A 17116-nucleotide genomic window follows, 5' to 3' on the forward strand; every position below is an offset into this window, starting at 1 on the left:
GTCAATAATGCCAACTGCAACAGATTTTAAGGATTATTACGCCACTCTGGGAGTCGGCAAAGCGGCAACTCCTGAAGAAATCAAACGAGCTTACCGAAAACTTGCCCGCAAGTGCCATCCCGACCTCAATCCTGGTGATAAAGACGCAGAGACAAAGTTCAAAGAACTTAACGAAGCCAATGAGGTACTCTCCGATCCAGATAAGCGGGAGCAGTACGACCAATTTGGTCAGTACTGGGATCGCCCTGGATACGGTCAAGCATCGCCACAGAGCGGAGCTAATGTTGGAGTTGAAGATTTTGGTCAGTATAGTGACTTTGACTCATTTATCAACGATTTGTTGGGTCGATCTGGACGTAGAACTTCTACCCGTAGAACTGCTACTGGTGGGTTTGACGATCTCGGTGGATTTCGCTCTCAAGCTCCCGCACCGGATACCGAAGCCGCGATCGCGCTGACCTTTGCACAAGCGTTTCATGGCGTTCAACAGCGGCTGCAACTCGACGATGACACGATTAATGTCCGCATTCCCGCAGGTGCTAAACCAGGCAGTCGGATTCGGCTCAAGGGTAAAGGTCGAGCTAGTCCGTTTACTCAACAGCGCGGCGATTTGTATCTCACCATCGAAATACGACCCCATCCCTTCTTTCGATTTGAGGGTGATAACTTGGTTTGCGACGTGCCGATTCGCCCCGATGAAGCGGTGTTAGGAGCGGAAATTAGTGTGCCAACACCCGATGGTAGTGTAAAGATGAAAGTACCCAAGGGCATCAAATCGGGGCAATCGCTCAGATTGCGAGGCAAAGGTTGGACATTGCCCAAAGGAGGACGCGGTGACTTATTAGCCAAACTTCAGATCGTTACGCCCCAAGATCTTAGCGAAATCGAGCAAGAGTGCTACGAAAAAATCCAAGCACATAGCAGCTTTAACCCCCGCGCCCAGTTAGAGGAGATTAAATTATGACATTCAGCCTTTCGACGACTGTGGTTTCCGATGAGGGAGAGCGACTTTATACCTTTGAATCTGCTGCATCGATCGCTCAAACTTCGATTTCGGTTATCCAGATTTACGTGCAGTTGGGTGTAATCGAACCCACAGGCTCGATGTTGCATTCCCGCGAGATTGCCCGCATCGGGCAGATTCAGCGGTTACGTCAAGATTTGGGGCTGAATCTAGTTGGCGCGGCAATGGTGCTGGATTTAGCTCAGGAGGTTGCCCAATTACGCGCACAGCTTGAGATATATCGATCGGGGTCGCCGAATTCGTTTTGAATCGACAGTCCAGATTAAGTCAATCCGATCGATCGACGTAGTTAGTCAACTGCATTAGTCAAGGTAATTCTTATGCTGTCAGGAGATGCGATCGAGTTATTACGGAGCCTGAATCATACCGATAAATTGTATGCGATCCAACTGCTAATTTCAGATTTAGTTAAAGAAGAAGCTGAGTTGCTAAAATCTGGTTTCTCATCTCTATATGATGATTCTGGTGATGCTGAATTAGGTGAACTAGAGGAAATAGATGAGGAAAGGTTCTGATGCTAAATCCGATCGATCCAGGCTGCTTACTCCCTTTATAATAGGCTGCGGTGTCTCTGCTGCCGCAGGAGAGATCGAGCGTCAGAACTGAGTTAGAGAGCGATCGGGATGACTACCAAAAAACCCTAACATTTACTGGTAAGGGGTTTTGTTTTCAAGGTGCGATCGGTTCAATTTAGGAGGTATGGGATTAATCAGCGATGGCACGTCTACCAAAATGACAATCCGATCGCGGAGCCTCTCGGAACGAGAATCGCGGATAGCTAGCGGCGATTCTCGCCCCGATAGATCCGATCGTGGTGTTGTAATTCCTGAAGTTCGAGATCGGCGACTTCGGCGATCGTATGTCCAGAAATTCGCATCCAATCGATTAATTCTTCATTCAACACCTCAAACCCACCAGCAGCAACCGCCCCCATCGCCAGTTCTGAATGTCCGGGAACGCCTAGTTTCCGCACCAGACAGACATCTAAGGGCGCATTGAGTGCTGCGGCAACTTCAGCAGCTACTGGTACGCCACCGCGAGGAATTCCTAACACGAGGACATCGGGGCGGTTGGCATACTGGGTGAGTTGGCTGGCGAGTAATTTTCCCGCCTCAGAACGATTGCGGAATCGGGTCTTCGTCATCAATCTCGCCTCCCAGATGTGTTTTGATTTCGCCGCGTCGTTGTCTTGCATACTCTTTGAGTTGGCGTTCGGCACTCTCAAAGGCATCGCGAATGGCAACGTGGAGATCTTCATGTGCCTGCTGTGCTGGCGGATTGATGATTAACTCACCACCAGGGACGGTTAAGTCGATCTGGATGTGGTAAATGTTGCCTTGATGATGGTGGCGATGGGGAACTTCGATGACAACGCGACAATCGCTGAGCCGATCTGAGAATTTTTCGAGCTTGGCGATATGTTTGCGAATCTTGGCTTCGATTTCGTCTGATGGTGTGAGGTTCTGCCAGATGATTTGGGGAGTCAATCGCATAATTTCGTAACCTCTTGAGCTGCTCACCAATCAATGTAGGCTAAAAGTCTGAGGAACTTGTGAGGAAATATAATAACTGCTACCGTCAAATGCTGCGACGATCTGACAAAGTTGGCTTTTACCTCACGAGTTCCTCAAATTTTTCTGATATTTATTAATCTAGAAACTACATTGGCTAGAGATATTCGTTCGCGTAGCGTCGGCAACGCCTAATCGATTCAAACAGTAAATTTGCCAAGGGAAAATCAGATGAATAATCGAGTTGACGAACAACAGGATCGAGAATTGTCAGAATCGGCAACAGTCACCAGTGTCGATCCAGATCGATTAAATCAAGTCTCGGTAATCGATCCACCGATTTGGGAAGAGATTGCCGTTGGCGGAGCCTCTCCTTTGGAGAATCGCACTGATGACGATCTAGATACCGAACCAGATCTGGCTGAGGAGATCGGTGTAGAGTCAATTGGAGACGCAGTGACTACTCCCGATTGGAACGATGTCGAAGATCTGGCTGTTTCAGTTGGAATTGGAATTCCAGATCGCGAACTGCTGCACACCAACGAGATGTTAGAAGACCGCGATACCAATCGGTGGGAGCTAAATCCTCTATCTGCTGAAGATTTTAAGAAATAACCGCAGTAGCAGGGAGCGACGCATCATAAAAATTGAGGTCTGATGCTGGTTAAAGACTCCAACATCTTAGCTACTGGCTGCATACCTGCGATAGCGTTCTTAAAAGATGCTCTACGGTAAAAGGCTTTTTCAAGAATGCCATCACACCACATTCTTGAAGCGTTTGAGTTATTTGTTCGTTGGCTACCAAGCCACTCATGGCAATAATTCTGACATTGGGATTGAGTTTGTAGATCGTCCGAACGGTAGTCAAAATATCTAATGAGGGCATCATCAGATCGAGGAGAATTACATCGACGTCATGTTTACGTTCGGCATACGTGGCGATCGCCTCGATCCCATCGCTAGCAGTTAATATTCGATAATTATAAGTTTCTAATGTGGTACTAGTAATCGATCGAATCGATGTTTCATCATCCACAATCAGGATTAGTTCGTTACTGCCGCTTTCTAACTTTGTAATCGGTTGCGGTTGAATTTCATAGGTATCAGTTGCTGGTAAATATATTTTAAAACACGTTCCTTTACCGACCTCGCTATCAACCTTAATAAATCCATCATGATTTTTGATGATTTTCATTGTCGTAGATAATCCCAGCCCAGTACCTTTACCAATATCTTTGGTAGTAAAAAACGGATCGAAAATCCGATCGATTAGCTCTGGTGGGATGCCCATGCCAGTATCGGTAACAGAGATTGCGATATAGTCGCCAGGTCGTGCATCCAAATGAATTTTGGCAGAGTTTTCATCAATCTTTAGATTCTCAGTGCTGACTGTGAGGATGCCGCCATTGGGCATGGCATCGCGAGCATTGACACACAGGTTCATCAATACTTGATGGATGAGAGTACTATCTGCTTCGATCTTTGCTAAACTATCGGCGTAATTGAAGATAGTTTCAATATTTTTAGGAAAAGTTTGTCGAACGATCCGTTGAATTTCGGCGATAACATCGCGAACTTGAATAGCGGTGTTTTTTCCTTCTGCTCCTCGTGAAAATGAGATAATTTGTGTAACTAAATCTACACCTCGACGAGTACTCTCACTGAGAATTTTGGTTCTCCAGTACCTAATGTGCTAATTAAATGAGAATCGAGGCAGTACAAGAGAAAGAAAATAAAATAAATATGTCAAAACTGCTGACGAGGAGAGGAAAAGCAAGATAATGAAGAGAGGAAGAAATAGTAAGAAGAGCGGCGGGCAGGGCAAGTGGCAACAAAAAAGGAACTCAAGCTACTAACGGAGCTATTAGGAATAGAAGGAATGCGAGTAGAGTCGCAGCGACAATATGAAGGAATAGGCATCATCTTACAGGTAGAAGCAATAAAGAAAGAAAGCAAATGCCATAGATGCGGAACGAAGAGTAGTAGCTTACATCAGAATAATAGATACATAGTAAAAGATTTGCCGTGGGGAGAGCAGCAAGTTCACCTAGAAATAAACAGAAGACAATTTAAATGTAAAAAATGTCAAAAACCATTTAGCGAACAACTAGAATTTGTTAAAGGCAGAAGAACATATACTTCAAGACTAGCTAAAAAAATCCTAGCAGAAGCACTAGAAGGAGATATTCAGAGCGTAGCTAGAACAGGAGTAATGACGACAGCAGAAATAGAGAGAATAATTGAAGACGCAGCAGCAGAGCTAAACGGAGAAAAGCCAACGGATTTAAGAAAACTGGGAATAGATGAAATAGCAATGGTAAAAGGACAAGGAAAATATTGTGCAGTATTAGTAGATATAGAGCGAGGAAAATTATTAGCAATAATCGAAAGCAGAAAGAGTGAAGAAATAGAGAAAATCCTGAAAGGATGGGGGACAGAGGTACTGGAAAGGATCGAAGAAGTCAGCATAGACTTATGGAAAGGGTATAAAAGCTTAGCGATAGAAGTGATGCCTAATGCTCAAGTAGTAGCAGACAGATTTCATGTAACAGCGCAAATAAATAGTGAGTTAGATAAGCTGAGAAAACAAGAAAAAAGAGCGATAGAGGCTAAACTTAAATCCGCAAAGACATTAGAGCAAAAGAATGAATACACTCGGCAATTGGCAGTAATAAAATCGAGTAAATATGCGCTGCTAAAAAATGAAAAAGAGTTAAGAGAGGAGAAAGAACAAGAGAAGCTCAAGCAGGTTAGAGAAGAATTTGCCAACATTAGGGCAGCACATCTACTCAAAGAAAAATGGAGAGAGATAATGGAAAAAACAACATCGTGGATGAGAGGACTATTGAAAATTAGACATTGGCTGGTAAGAGCCAAGCAGCATTTGCCAAATAGTTGTGGCACAATCTCGCGATGGTTAACAGAGATAGTTGCTTACTTTGATGAGCGAACTACTAGTGGTGTAGTTGAGGGAATTAATAATAAGATTAAGCTCATCAAGCGTACTGCTTATGGCTTCACTAATTTCAACAACTTCCGAAACAGATGCTTGCTAACTTGGAGATTCAATTATTGATTTAGCACATTAGGTACTGGAGAACCAGAATTTTTAATAAACTTTGAGTGCGCCCGTCGAGGTTGGGAAACTGGAGCGGGAGAACTTCGGCAATACCCAAAATTGGTGTGAAAATATTATTGAGATCGTGAGCGATTCCACTAGCAAGAGTGCCTAAACTTTCTAACCTTTGGGCGGATAAAAATTGTGATTCTAATTGTTTTTTCTCTGTGATATCAGTATCTACAGTTAGAATCGATTTAGCATTGCCAGCGGTATCTCGTACCAAGGCGCGACGGCTGATGATACTTAGAGGTTGCCCTGTGGCGGTAACTTTCGTCAATTCCCCTTCCCACTTACCTGTGGTTAAAACGATCTCCATTATCTCTGGAAGTCGAGCTAAAGAGTCGGGACTGTCAAACTGCCGCGCATCCCGACGGATCGCGTCATCTGCTGGCCAGCCATATAATCGTTCGGCTCCTTTATTCCAAAATAAAATTTGGTAGTTGAGATCGTAGACACACATTGCATCGGGCGCAATGTCGAGCAAACTTGCTTGCTCGTGCATAATTTGCTCCGATAGTTTGCGCTTAGTAATATCGTGAACGATCGTCAAAACCTGACTGACGCTGCCATCGGGATGGTAGGCAAAATTCTTAGATCGTAAATAATGCCACCGCCATTCTCCGTTGAAATGGCGCATTCGGTATTCAAATTCTTTAATTTCACCATATTCAAGACCGACGATTGCATTTACAGGGTTTGGTTCGTCGGGATGATGGAGGATGTCTACAACCCGATCGCCCATCCGCTCGATTTCTGCGGTTGGATAGCCGAGTAATTCGCCAAGCGAATAATTGGTATAGACGATCCGTCGTTCGTCTAAACTATAAATACTGATTCGGTCGGGTATAGTATCAAGAATCCGATCGGTAAAATCCTGACTGTTTTGTCGCATCAAAGTGATTTCTTCATGTCCGGCTTCGCCGCGCTGGCGTTCGCTCGGATCGACGACCACCGCTCGACTGATTAGATAGTTCCCTTCATCGTCGCGGACGATTGTCGCGCTCAAACTGACAGGGCAGATACTACCATCTTTGCGTACCATCTCAAGTTCTAGATCTTTAATAAAACCCCGTTCCTGAAATTTCACACAGTTGTCGCGAAGCTTTCGTTTACTTTCTGGTGTAAGTAAATCGGGAAAGCAAATCTTCCCCACAACTTCATCGTACTCGTAACCCAACATGTTTAGTTCGGATTGGTTGATGTATGAATAGATACTATGGAGATCGAGTGCGTGATGTCCACAGGGAGCGAGATCGCAAATTTTTTGAAATTCCTCATTTTGAAATTGAAGAGCTAGAGTTAATACATCTAAATTATTACAACAGGGTGAACGCACTTAAATCTTATATTATTAAAAACACTTAGAAACTAGATGTAAATTTGATTCATCAAAGATGTGAAATCTATACCCGTCGATAGCTTTAGCTAATTAATTGTGTTAAGTTGATTTGGAACTAATATCATGTAAAATGAAGCTGAAGCCTAAGCATAGTATCGCAGAACACTTTGACGACATAGAAGACATTAGGATTGAACGTGGAAAAAAACATAAACTAATCGACATCATCACGATCTCCATTTGTGCTGTAGTATGTGGGGCGGACGGATGGATAGATATAGAAATGTATGGTATAGCCAGAAAAAAATGGTTAGAAAAGTTCCTAGAACTACCGAATGGAATCCCATCTCATGATACATTTGCTAGAGTATTTTCACAAATTAATCCTGATGAATTTAATAAATCATTCCTGAGTTGGATTAAAGGAATAAGTAAAATAACCGCAGGAGAAATAATTGCCTTTGATGGAAAACAATCTCGAAACTCAGGAGATGAAAAGAATGGTCAAGGTGTAATTAATACAGTCAGTGCCTGGGCTGCAAGTAATAGATTAGTATTAGGTCAAAAGAAAGTAGAAGGAAAATCTAATGAAATCACAGCACTTCCCGAACTGATTCAAATCTTGGATTTAGCAGGATGTATCGTTACCATCGACGCAATGGGATGTCAAAGAGAAATAGTCAAAAAAATCGTCGAAAAAGATGCAGATTATGTAATTGCTGTAAAAAAGAATCAACCGACCTTGTACAAACAAGTAAAGCAGCTATTTAAACAAGCAATTGAAACTCAGGGAAAAGACCTCAACCTGAGTAGCTTCAACAGTAGAGAGATGAATAGAGGTAGAGAAGAAATTCGTAATTATTTAATGATAACAGATGTTGCGGAGCAAATAGATCCACTGCAAAAATGGAAAAAGTTAACTAGTATTGGCATGGTAGAATCAGTTCGAGTTGTCGGCGGAAAGACGAGTGTAGAAACTCGTTATTTTATCAGTAGTCTAGAGAGCGATGCTCAAAAATTAGCAGAGGGAATTAGAAGTCATTGGTCGATAGAAAATTCTCTTCACTGGGTGCTTGATGTTGCTTTTAAAGAAGATGATAGTCGAATTAGGAAAGATAATGCTCCAGCTAATTTTGCGATTTTACGACATATAGCAGTTAACATAATTAGTGAAAATAAAAGTCGAAAGTTAAGTGTTAGAAGTAAGAGATTCTTGGCGACACTTGACGAAGAATATTCAACTGAACTTTTAGAAGCTATTTTGTAATTTATTTGCACTAATTAATCTCGGCTTGACTAATGAGTTGGTCGAGCTTTCTGCTACACTAAATTAAATTAATCGGATCTCATGTTTGATTTTAGTTTCAATTGGCATTGTAATAAGTGCAATTAGTTAGTAAGTACGATTGAGTTAGCTATTCTAGTTTTGATCGATCGAATTACACCCGATTTTGATGCGTTCACCCTGATTATTACAATTGTCAGGTGTCAATTTGCTTTGCATCTTTCCCTCCCATTCATCTTTTATAACTTATATTGACTTCCATTATCGGGGAAGCGCAGACTTGACACAATAAAATACGATAATAATTTCTGTTGAAAATAAGATTGTAAAAGATGCTGCCAGCGCAGAGTATAGGTTCGATCGAACTAAACCAGCCTTCATGTTACTTATTAATTCTAGCAAGAAATATTTAGCAGATGTTTAGAAAAAATAGCTCGATCGATTAATGGTCTGTAAAGATACATGTAGGGTACGGAGGCATAATGAAAATCCAGCTTTTTAGAGTTTTACTCGATCGAGTAAAACTCTCTCGGTCGAGTATTAAATCGCTAAACTTAAATATTAATTTACACTCACCAAACATCTTCTACGCGCGATCGCTACTTCGTCGTCTACGCAGCCACATTTTACGGAGTTCTTCCGCACCCAACAGCAGCGGTGGGCAGAGTAGCACCAGCAACCAATGTCCTGGTGCCAACGAAGCTGTCGCAAAGACGTAGCGAAATGGGGGAAAGTCGATAAAGGCGAATAAGGCGACACATTCAAAGCAGATCCCAAACCATAACAGGCTATTATTCGATCGAGACTGGCGAAATGCCGATCGCAAATCAGAGCGACAGGCGAATAAATTACCCACCTGACAAGCAACAATAACGGCTAAAGTCATCGTGGTAGATTGTCGATAGATAGCTGTTACCGCTGGCTCGGCAGTGTGCGCGAGAATGGCGGGTGTGACTTGCTGGAGATCGGCTAAGGAGTAGCCATATCCGCTCCAAACTAGGAAGAATCCTGTCATTGATAATACTGCTTCGATCGCGCCGAGAAATCCGTAAGCGCGGAGTAATAAGGCACCGTTGAGCAAAGACTCCTTGCGGGGGCGGGGTGGGCGTTCCATGATACCTGGTTCGGGTGACTCCGCTCCCAGTGCGAGGGCGGGCACCATATCCGTACCCAAATCCACGGCGAGAATCTGTAAAATCGTTAGAGCGGGTGGGATTTTGAGAGCAACCATTCCCAGAAATGGGACGATTTCGGGGACGTTGGAGGCGAGGATATAGGTCATGAATTTACGGATATTTTGGTAGATCGATCGACCTTGCTCGATCGCGACTACAATCGTGGCAAAATTATCATCAGTTAGGACGATATCGGCGGCTTCCCGCGCCACATCTGTGCCGTTTAACCCCATTGCAATCCCAATATTTGCGGCACGCAGGGCGGGGGCATCATTCACACCGTCGCCTGTAACTGCGACTACTTCGCCGATGTCTTTATATGCTTGCACGAGGCGGAGTTTATGTTCTGGCGACATCCGCGCAAATACCAAGCCCCCACGATATTTCAAAGTTTGTCGCAGTTGGGCGGCGGATAATTGCCCCATGTTTTCTCCGGTAACGACGCGGACTTTTTCGCCCACTACCAAGCCGATATTCCTCGCAATTGCTTCGGCTGTCAAGCCATAATCGCCAGTCACCATCGTCACTTTAATCCCCGCAGTATGACAGCGTTCGATCGCACGTTTGACTTCGGGGCGCGGCGGATCGAACATCGCTACTAAACCGACGAAAATTAGGTTTTGCTCCAGCTCCTGATCGGGGAGATCGAGCAATTCTTGGCTACCCTTCCGCGCTGCTAGCCCCAAGACTCGAAACCCTTGACAGGCTAGATTGTCATTCGCCTGAACGACTTGCTGCCACACCGCTTGGCTTAACTCCTGCGCTACTCCATCATGCAGAATCTCATGACAATGTTTCAATACTTCCAGTGGAGCACCCTTGGTAAAAGCCAGATAGGGCAACTCATCCACCCATAAATCCGCAGCTTGCCAATTCAACACCACCGTCATCATCCGGCGGCGAGAATCAAACGGAATTTCTCGCAAGCGTGGTAATTGCTGTTGGCGTTGTGCCAAATTTAATCCCGCTTTGGCAGCCGCAACGAGTAATGCCGCTTCAGTCGGATCGCCAATTTCTTGCCACCGACTGGGGCTTCGAGATGAACGAGACGGGCATTGGAACAGAGGGCAGAGCCTAAGAGTAAGAGATTGGTTCGCGTGACAATGCCCCCATCAGCCGGAAGATCGATCTTCCCGCTAGTCGGATCGTAACCCGCGCCAGCTATCTCGATGAGACTATTAAATTTCGCTCGATCGGCTGCTAAATCGGGCGGTAGCCAAAGATAACGCACCGTCATCTCATTTTTGGTCAAAGTCCCCGTCTTGTCCGTACAGATGACGGTAGTGGCACTGAGAGTTTCCACCGCTGAAAGCCGCCGCACCAAGGCATTCTGTCGCGCCATCCGTTTTACACCCAGAGCCAACGCCAACGTCACAGTGGGTAGCAATCCTTCCGGTACATTGGCAACGATAATCCCGATCGCAAAAATGAAACTCTCGGTAATATCCAGCCCAATTAGAAAATAACTGAGCAAAAACACCGTCGCGCCCATACCGATCGCGATCGCGGTAATAATCCGCACAATTCGGGTAATCTGGACTTCTAACGTACTGGGTTCGCGCTTTACCTCTGTCGTCAAGTGCGCCACCTGTCCAAATTCCGTCTGTGTACCCGTAGCATATACCACCGCCACCGCCCGCCCCCCTGCCACCGTCGATCCAGCTAAAACGAGGTTGGCGATCTCCGCCGGATTTACCCGCTCTTGTAATGGCTGTTCGCCCTGTCTGAGCAAGGTTTTACCACCGCGAATCGGTACAGTTTCCCGCAGACTCACTGGTTCAGCATTCCGCGCGACAGGCAAAGATTCACCCGTCATCACCGATACATCGATCGATAAACTTTCCGCAGATACCAATCGCGCATCCGCCGAAATGCGATCGCCTTCTTCCAGTTGCATCACATCGCCGCGCACCAATTCCCGCGCCGGAATCTGTTGGAGTTGCCCATTTCGCTCCACCTTTACCTGCATCGGTAATACTTTTTTCAAAGCAGCTAGAGCTTGCTCGGCTTGAAACTCTTGCCAGAAGCTAAAAATCGCGTTAATCCAAATTACCGCCCAAATTGCCCAACCGAGTTCGGGGGTGCGCGAAATAAACGCTAAAGTCCCTGCCACCCAGAGCAGCAAAGCCATAAAGTGGGTCAACTGATCGGTAAACCTCAGCCACAGGGGACGCTGGGCAGGTTCGGGCAATTCATTAGCACCGAATTGTTGCAATCTACTGGCAGCTTCATCCTCAGACAAGCCGCTGGCGGCACTGTCTAGTGCTTCATAGACTGATTCGACGGGTAATGCCCAAATCGGTTGATGAGATGATGCCATATGCCAATCCTGTATTTTCCGATCTAGCTCAGTACCCAATTAGGAGGTTTTTTGGATACATTATCATAGAGACTAGATCGACAACGTGAGGAACTCGTGAGGGCGTAAAATGTCATAGTTCAGTGCATTAAATAGCTAGAATAGTTAATCTGAAGTAAGTTAGTGGTAAAAAAGTTTGCTGCCCGAATCGATTGTAGAAGAACTATTGGTTACCACTTAACGATGATTTTATTGATACGCCGTTACGACTGTCAGAAGCCCTAATTTTAGTGGCTTTTGTCGAGAATTTCGCGCCAGAAAGTGTGTTGATTGATTTACGCGATCGTAGCAGTTTCGCATCTAAAACTACTATCTACACATAATTGTCAGTGTAATTTCAATTAAGTTTAGATACAACTAATAGATCCAAGGAATCAACTTCTTTACAGAATTAGAGTAGCTTGCATAATCCGAAAACTTTTCTGTCAGCCAAACTTCTTCCTTCCTCGACTTAGCATCAAAAAATACGAATAAAACGATCGAACCTACCAGATGTATCCAACTCATCTGCCAACTTGCATAGGCTAAAGCCAGATAAATCACCCCACTATACATCGGATGTCTAACCAGCCCATAAACACCAGTTTTTACTAACTGCCCTTCATCTCTAGGGTGCGGTAATGGGGTAAGATTTTGACCCAGATCGGATAGCGATCGACCCAAAAAAACTATTGCCAAAATACCGAAGATCGCCGTCAAAATCCAGCTTATATACTGCAAAACAGATGAATCTAACTCGATCGAGCTAGGTCTAGTCGGTGGGAGCAGTGCAAATATAAGTAGTAGAACACCCTGAGCAATTACCCAGTATTCACCACGATCGCCTCGCCACCAATTAGTTGTAACGCCCCAATCTGATAATAATTTCATAGGTTATTTATCATCAACTCAAAACTCACGAAATTACTGGACGAATGTTTGATAATGAATACGATTTGGCGATCGCAATCACGATCCCGAATCCAATCGCGTAGTGACCGAGGGAATTACAAAGTCGATCGTTTTATATTTAATTCTGCCTAGCTACTTAACATCCCTGTTCTGAGATATATAAATTAATCATCTAGTTTCCCCAGTGCAGGGGAAGTTACATCGTTACAGATGGAGTGGACACTGCTACGGATTTACCTGCTGCATTACTGACATCTTCAGCGGTGATGCGTCTGTTCGGACCAGTGCCGTGTAATGATTTGACGGTTATACCATATTGCTGGGCTAATTTCCTCGCGTAGGGAGATACTAAGGGTCGCTCGCTTCTGAGGATTGTAAATGCGGGAGTTGCGGCAACTGCGGCGACGGGCGGAGGGGTGGGAGTTGTCGCGGGTGTAACCGCAGGTAGGGCTGTCGCTGGATATTTGTCGTTTGCTTGCTGTTTGGCGATCTCGATCTCCGCTTCGGTTTCGGCAATTAGGGCGATTACCGAGCCGGAAGGTGCGAACTCACCAGCAGGGACGAGAATCGCTGCAATATAGCCTTCAGAAAAGGTTTCGATCTCTATATCAGCCTTGTCGGATTCTACCACGGCAACGATTTCACCTCTTGCGACCTTATCGCCAGGAGATTTCAGCCAGGAGACAATCTTGATTGGAGCCTCATAGTCTAAAACACCGATGAAAACTTCACGTATTGCCATAAAGGAATTTTTGCGATCGAAACAATGTAGGTTTAGCTTGCTGCTCTCTATCTTAGCTTTAGTTTGGGTTGAGGTACGAAACCCAACAGCACCAAGGTTATAAGCAGAGTTATTATTTTATATTTAATTAGGCCCAGCTACTTAGTAAAATTCCTTGAGCAATTATCCAATATGCACCACGATCGCCTCGCCACCAATTAGTAGTAATGCCCCAATCTGATAATAATTTCATCAGCTATTTATCATCATTTTATCAATCTTATTTCATACCCCAAGTCGGTAACGCCAAAAAATGATTGGCATCATAACTAAAAATATATAGTTGTAATATTATGCTCACCAGTGACACCTTGAATTTGAGAGTGTTAGCAATCCGGCTAGCTTATTAGCTTGAATGAATATATCAACTCATCCGATTAACTGCCTGCTGCTGACACCATCGGTCGTGCGTCCGGTCATCTCGCTTGGCTCGATCTGATAGATCGTCACTACCTGCGCTCGTCCCCAGGCATCAGTCCAAGTGCGGTTGATGGCAGGTGAAAGGGTGGGATTGTGTTGTTTGACGATCTCTCGCACCCGCTCGATTTCCTCGCGATCTTTGAGCTGTTTGGCTGTGCCGCTGACGATGACGCTGCGCCAATGTAGCGGATCGTCAAATACTTCTTCGACCTGAAGACAAACCTCTGAGTTTCGATCGATCGCCTGGGTTTTCATCCCTTCAGTGGTAAACAGATAAATATGCGGATCTCGACCCGAATCATCGAGGTAATAATGCATCGGCATCACATAGGGTTTGCCTTCATAATTAAAACCCAAATGACCGTAACCAACTCGCATTAATACTTTGGCGATCTCATCCCGTCCCATTTCGTCGATATCTAACATAGTTATGCTCCTAACGTGTAAATGTTTGTAATTAAAACCATTTCGGCTCACAGAGATCGATTCCTCAGCTTTTGGATCGGTTAAAATTTCTCCAGTTTGCAGCCAGTTGGATAACAGCGGTGGTATTGCCACTCGATCGAGATAATCATGCAATTGTTGACCATCGAGAATTTCCCGTTCTAGTAATACTTGTGCCACCTCTTTTAGTAAGGTTTGATTGTGGGCGAGAATTGCGCCAGCGATGTGATGAGCATTGTCAATTAGGTGTTTAACCTCTCTGTCGATTTCAGACTCTACTTCAGGACTGAGAGGACGACGGGGATTGCCCCAGCCGCCGAGAAATTGACTAGCTGACCTGTCGAAGGCCATCGGCCCCAGTTGTTTGCTCATGCCATAAATCGTCACATAGCGATCGGCTAAATCGGTAGCTTTTTGGATATCATCGCTGGCTCCAGTCGAGACTTTGCCCATAATCAATTCTTCTGCCGATCGACCGCCCAATAACATCGCAATCTGACCGCGCAATTCATCTTCCACCATCAAAAACCGATCTTCTTGGGGCAGTTGTAGGGTATAGCCCAGCGCAGCTACCCCACGGGGGACGATCGAGATTTTTTCGATCGATCCCGATCCCGGCATCAGCGAACCGACGATCGCGTGACCGACTTCGTGGTAGGCTACTGTCTCTTTTTCGATCTCATTCAGGACGCGAGATTTCTTCTCTAGTCCGGTGAGGATGCGCTCGATCGCCTCTTCAAAGTCGGACATGGTAACGGCGACTCGATCGTGACGTGCCGCTAATAGAGCAGCTTCGTTGACCAAATTTGCCAGATCTGCACCTGCAAATCCCGGTGTGCGGGCGGCTAATTTGAGCAAATCCACATCGTTCGACATTTTGACATTGCGGGCGTGGACGAGCAAAATTGCCTGCCGACCGCTTTTATCTGGTCGATCGACGACGATCTGGCGATCGAACCGTCCGGGGCGCAGCAGGGCTGGATCGAGGACTTCGGGGCGGTTGGTTGCTGAGAGTAAAATCACGCCTGTATTAGACGCAAAACCATCCATTTCTGACAACAATTGGTTCAATGTTTGTTCGCGTTCGTCATTCCCACCCATCGGGGAATTAGCACTAGAGCGGGATTTGCCCAGCGCATCCAATTCATCGATAAACACGATACAGGGAGCCTGCTGTTTGGCTTGCTCGAATAGTCCCCGCACTCTGGCCGCACCCACACCGACAAACATTTCGATAAATTCCGAGCCAGAAATACTAAAGAATGGCACCCCAGCTTCGCCCGCGATCGCTTTTGCCAACAGGGTTTTACCCGTCCCTGGCGGGCCTACCAAGAGTACCCCTTTGGGGATTTTGGCTCCTAATTTCACATATTTATCGGCATGTTTGAGAAAATCGACAATTTCTTGTAGTTCGGCTTTGGCTTCATCGACCCCAGCCACATCCTCAAAAGTTACCCCAGTATCGCCTGCAACATAGGTTCTGGCATTACTATTACCCATGCCCAATAGTCCCATCCCACCTTGTTTATCGGGAGCGATAAATTTCGACCACAGCGAGATAAACAGGATGGGGAAGATTACCCAACTTAAAATCGACCAAATCCCTGATAGGGGACTAGGTACGGTCACTGAATACTCTACCTGATGGGTGCGGAGAATTTTAGCCAGTTCGGGATCTTCGGCTAGTTTTCTAGTGACAAATATCTTCTGAGGGGCAGGATTGCTAGATTTGGCACCGGGAGTTGGTTTTAACTCATACTGAATTTCTTGGTTATCGATAGTCGCCTTGACTACTTGCCCAGATTCTACCTGTTGAATAAATTCGCTATAAGGCTGACGTGGATAGCCTTGACCCGACCATGCCAGCACGATTAGCAGCCAAATTAGGAAGATAAAATTACCGGAAATTGGGAAGTTTGATGGGGCAGTTTTGCGCTTGTTGTCGATCGGCATAAGAACGACCTTCCTTGGCTACAGTGGGAGCTAACTTATACTGTAGGATTTAAATCCAAGGAACTTGTGAGGAAATTAGCGATTATCGTCTTCACAAGTTCCTCATCTCGATCTCCTAATCTCAAATTACAGAAATGAGTCAATAATTTATAACTTCAGTTTGAGGGTCGGAGGGTAATATGAATAATGAATCGATGCTATTTGTGACGATCGCTTGTTGGTTTATTTTGGTCGGTCTCTTCCTAACTGACAAATATATACTTAAAACACAAGCAGCATCTAAACTAGGCAATTATGCAGTAGCATTGCATCACACTTTCGATCTAGTAGCAGTAGTGTTGATGTTTAGTGGAGCCTATTTATTATTGCTGCATGGCAAAGCTTGGGTCGTAGTGGCATTTAGTATCGGTTTACTCTGGTCGGGGCTGCCGATTGCCATCAATTATGTAGTCGGGCATCAAGTATTTGAGGGCTACTGGGATGAAGCCGCTACAGAACATAACTTTATTTTGGATGGCAAGATTTGGTTGTCTGTAATTATCGCGCTGGTAATGACTTTGCTGGTGATGTCTTGGTCGTATTATAGTTAGCGATCGAGATCCACGCTCGTCGAGTATTCTACGGCGATCGATCTAGCTCAAATTAGGAGCTAATTCTAGGATAAGGCACTGATTTGTTGATGTTTTTCCTATTTTTCAGGACGATAATGCATCATCCATCGATAAGAAATGAGATTTATAATAAGACCAATTAGCACCAAAATTGTCATTAGTGCACTAATTTGGTTGGCGTAGTTTGATTTCATCGCTCGAT

At 45.0% G+C, this 17116-nt stretch carries 15 protein-coding genes and 2 pseudogenes; 8 read left to right on the top strand and 9 right to left on the bottom strand.

Annotation, left to right across the window (positions count from 1 at the left end):
- Window positions 1–7 precede the first annotated feature (7 nt).
- The 4 genes from CHA6605_RS27305 (at window position 8) to CHA6605_RS36365 (ending at window position 1718) form a co-directional block, all read left to right on the top strand.
- Window positions 8–964 carry a DnaJ C-terminal domain-containing protein gene (locus CHA6605_RS27305; protein WP_015162597.1) on the top strand — a complete coding sequence of 319 codons (957 nt, stop codon included), beginning with the start codon at window positions 8–10 and terminating at the stop codon, window positions 962–964.
- Complete coding sequence (locus CHA6605_RS27310; protein ID WP_015162598.1) at window positions 961–1272, top strand: chaperone modulator CbpM; 312 nt, start codon at window positions 961–963, stop codon at window positions 1270–1272. The genes CHA6605_RS27305 and CHA6605_RS27310 overlap by 4 nt, the downstream gene beginning before the upstream one ends.
- Window positions 1273–1344: 72 nt before the next feature.
- Window positions 1345–1539, top strand: a complete 195-nt coding sequence (locus CHA6605_RS27315) for a hypothetical protein (RefSeq protein WP_015162599.1) — start codon at window positions 1345–1347, stop codon at window positions 1537–1539.
- 50 nt (window positions 1540–1589) lie between these two features.
- Complete coding sequence (locus CHA6605_RS36365; protein WP_269744546.1) at window positions 1590–1718, top strand: hypothetical protein; 129 nt, start codon at window positions 1590–1592, stop codon at window positions 1716–1718.
- An 84-nt stretch (window positions 1719–1802) separates the two neighbouring features.
- Here the strand turns inward: CHA6605_RS36365 and CHA6605_RS27320 are convergent, their stop codons facing one another.
- A complete protein-coding gene (locus tag CHA6605_RS27320) occupies window positions 1803–2168 on the bottom strand; it encodes a phosphoribosyltransferase family protein (RefSeq protein WP_015162600.1) in 366 nt (121 codons plus the stop codon).
- Window positions 2137–2517: an HPF/RaiA family ribosome-associated protein gene (locus CHA6605_RS27325; protein ID WP_015162601.1), complete on the bottom strand. Its 381-nt coding sequence runs from the start codon at window positions 2515–2517 to the stop codon at window positions 2137–2139. The genes CHA6605_RS27320 and CHA6605_RS27325 overlap by 32 nt, the downstream gene beginning before the upstream one ends.
- Window positions 2518–2766: 249 nt before the next feature.
- Here CHA6605_RS27325 and CHA6605_RS32095 point away from each other — a divergent pair, with 249 nt between their 5' ends.
- Window positions 2767–3150, top strand: a complete 384-nt coding sequence (locus CHA6605_RS32095) for a DUF6335 family protein (RefSeq protein ID WP_015162602.1) — start codon at window positions 2767–2769, stop codon at window positions 3148–3150.
- A 70-nt stretch (window positions 3151–3220) separates the two neighbouring features.
- On the opposite strand, the gene CHA6605_RS27335 is transcribed toward CHA6605_RS32095, so the two are convergent.
- Window positions 3221–4225: a hybrid sensor histidine kinase/response regulator gene (locus CHA6605_RS27335; protein WP_086936279.1), complete on the bottom strand. Its 1005-nt coding sequence runs from the start codon at window positions 4223–4225 to the stop codon at window positions 3221–3223.
- Between the two features lie 189 nt (window positions 4226–4414).
- Between CHA6605_RS27335 and CHA6605_RS27340 the strand changes: the two genes are divergently transcribed.
- Complete coding sequence (locus CHA6605_RS27340; RefSeq protein ID WP_015158531.1) at window positions 4415–5611, top strand: ISL3 family transposase; 1197 nt, start codon at window positions 4415–4417, stop codon at window positions 5609–5611.
- A 1-nt stretch (window position 5612) separates the two neighbouring features.
- Here the strand turns inward: CHA6605_RS27340 and CHA6605_RS27345 are convergent, their stop codons facing one another.
- Entirely contained in the window at window positions 5613–6992 is a 1380-nt protein-coding gene (locus CHA6605_RS27345; RefSeq protein WP_015162603.1) for a PAS domain-containing protein, read from the bottom strand.
- Between the two features lie 133 nt (window positions 6993–7125).
- On the opposite strand from CHA6605_RS27345, the gene CHA6605_RS27350 reads away from it, so the two are divergent.
- Window positions 7126–8262: an ISAs1 family transposase gene (locus tag CHA6605_RS27350; protein ID WP_015157748.1), complete on the top strand. Its 1137-nt coding sequence runs from the start codon at window positions 7126–7128 to the stop codon at window positions 8260–8262.
- Between the two features lie 604 nt (window positions 8263–8866).
- Here the strand turns inward: CHA6605_RS27350 and CHA6605_RS37415 are convergent.
- The 5 genes and pseudogenes from CHA6605_RS37415 to ftsH form a co-directional block, all read right to left on the bottom strand.
- Window positions 8867–11775 (bottom strand): annotated as a pseudogene (locus CHA6605_RS37415) (cation-translocating P-type ATPase).
- Window positions 11776–12171: 396 nt separating this feature from the next.
- Window positions 12172–12684, bottom strand: coding sequence for a methyltransferase family protein (locus CHA6605_RS27360; protein WP_015162604.1), 513 nt, complete (start codon window positions 12682–12684; stop codon window positions 12172–12174).
- 217 nt (window positions 12685–12901) lie between these two features.
- On the bottom strand, window positions 12902–13447 hold the full coding sequence (locus CHA6605_RS27365) for a biotin/lipoyl-containing protein (RefSeq protein ID WP_015162605.1): 546 nt from the start codon (window positions 13445–13447) through the stop codon (window positions 12902–12904).
- Between the two features lie 408 nt (window positions 13448–13855).
- Window positions 13856–14332, bottom strand: coding sequence for a pyridoxamine 5'-phosphate oxidase family protein (locus CHA6605_RS37420; protein ID WP_315874958.1), 477 nt, complete (start codon window positions 14330–14332; stop codon window positions 13856–13858).
- 48 nt (window positions 14333–14380) lie between these two features.
- Window positions 14381–16303, bottom strand: a pseudogene (gene ftsH / locus CHA6605_RS27370) (ATP-dependent zinc metalloprotease FtsH); the annotation flags it as partial.
- Window positions 16304–16482: 179 nt separating this feature from the next.
- Here ftsH and CHA6605_RS27375 point away from each other — a divergent pair.
- Complete coding sequence (locus tag CHA6605_RS27375; protein WP_015162607.1) at window positions 16483–16893, top strand: hypothetical protein; 411 nt, start codon at window positions 16483–16485, stop codon at window positions 16891–16893.
- The last annotated feature ends 223 nt before the right edge of the window (window positions 16894–17116 follow it).

The organism is Chamaesiphon minutus PCC 6605, assembly GCF_000317145.1.
Lineage (GTDB): Bacteria > Cyanobacteriota > Cyanobacteriia > Cyanobacteriales > Chamaesiphonaceae > Chamaesiphon > Chamaesiphon minutus.

What these genes read in the sequence shown, in the direction of transcription:
- CHA6605_RS27315 (WP_015162599.1), top strand. Translation starts at nt 1,345, where the DNA reads ATGCTGTCAGGAGATGCGATCGAGTTATTACGGAGCCTGAATCATACC.
- CHA6605_RS27325 (WP_015162601.1), bottom strand. Translation starts at nt 2,517, where the DNA reads ATGCGATTGACTCCCCAAATCATCTGGCAGAACCTCACACCATCAGAC.
- CHA6605_RS27375 (WP_015162607.1), top strand. Translation starts at nt 16,483, where the DNA reads ATGAATAATGAATCGATGCTATTTGTGACGATCGCTTGTTGGTTTATT.
- CHA6605_RS37420 (WP_315874958.1), bottom strand. Translation starts at nt 14,332, where the DNA reads ATGTTAGATATCGACGAAATGGGACGGGATGAGATCGCCAAAGTATTA.
- CHA6605_RS27365 (WP_015162605.1), bottom strand. Translation starts at nt 13,447, where the DNA reads ATGGCAATACGTGAAGTTTTCATCGGTGTTTTAGACTATGAGGCTCCA.
- CHA6605_RS27360 (WP_015162604.1), bottom strand. Translation starts at nt 12,684, where the DNA reads ATGAAATTATTATCAGATTGGGGCGTTACAACTAATTGGTGGCGAGGC.
- CHA6605_RS27310 (WP_015162598.1), top strand. Translation starts at nt 961, where the DNA reads ATGACATTCAGCCTTTCGACGACTGTGGTTTCCGATGAGGGAGAGCGA.
- CHA6605_RS27320 (WP_015162600.1), bottom strand. Translation starts at nt 2,168, where the DNA reads ATGACGAAGACCCGATTCCGCAATCGTTCTGAGGCGGGAAAATTACTC.
- CHA6605_RS27305 (WP_015162597.1), top strand. Translation starts at nt 8, where the DNA reads ATGCCAACTGCAACAGATTTTAAGGATTATTACGCCACTCTGGGAGTC.
- CHA6605_RS27350 (WP_015157748.1), top strand. Translation starts at nt 7,126, where the DNA reads ATGAAGCTGAAGCCTAAGCATAGTATCGCAGAACACTTTGACGACATA.
- CHA6605_RS27340 (WP_015158531.1), top strand. Translation starts at nt 4,415, where the DNA reads ATGCGAGTAGAGTCGCAGCGACAATATGAAGGAATAGGCATCATCTTA.
- CHA6605_RS32095 (WP_015162602.1), top strand. Translation starts at nt 2,767, where the DNA reads ATGAATAATCGAGTTGACGAACAACAGGATCGAGAATTGTCAGAATCG.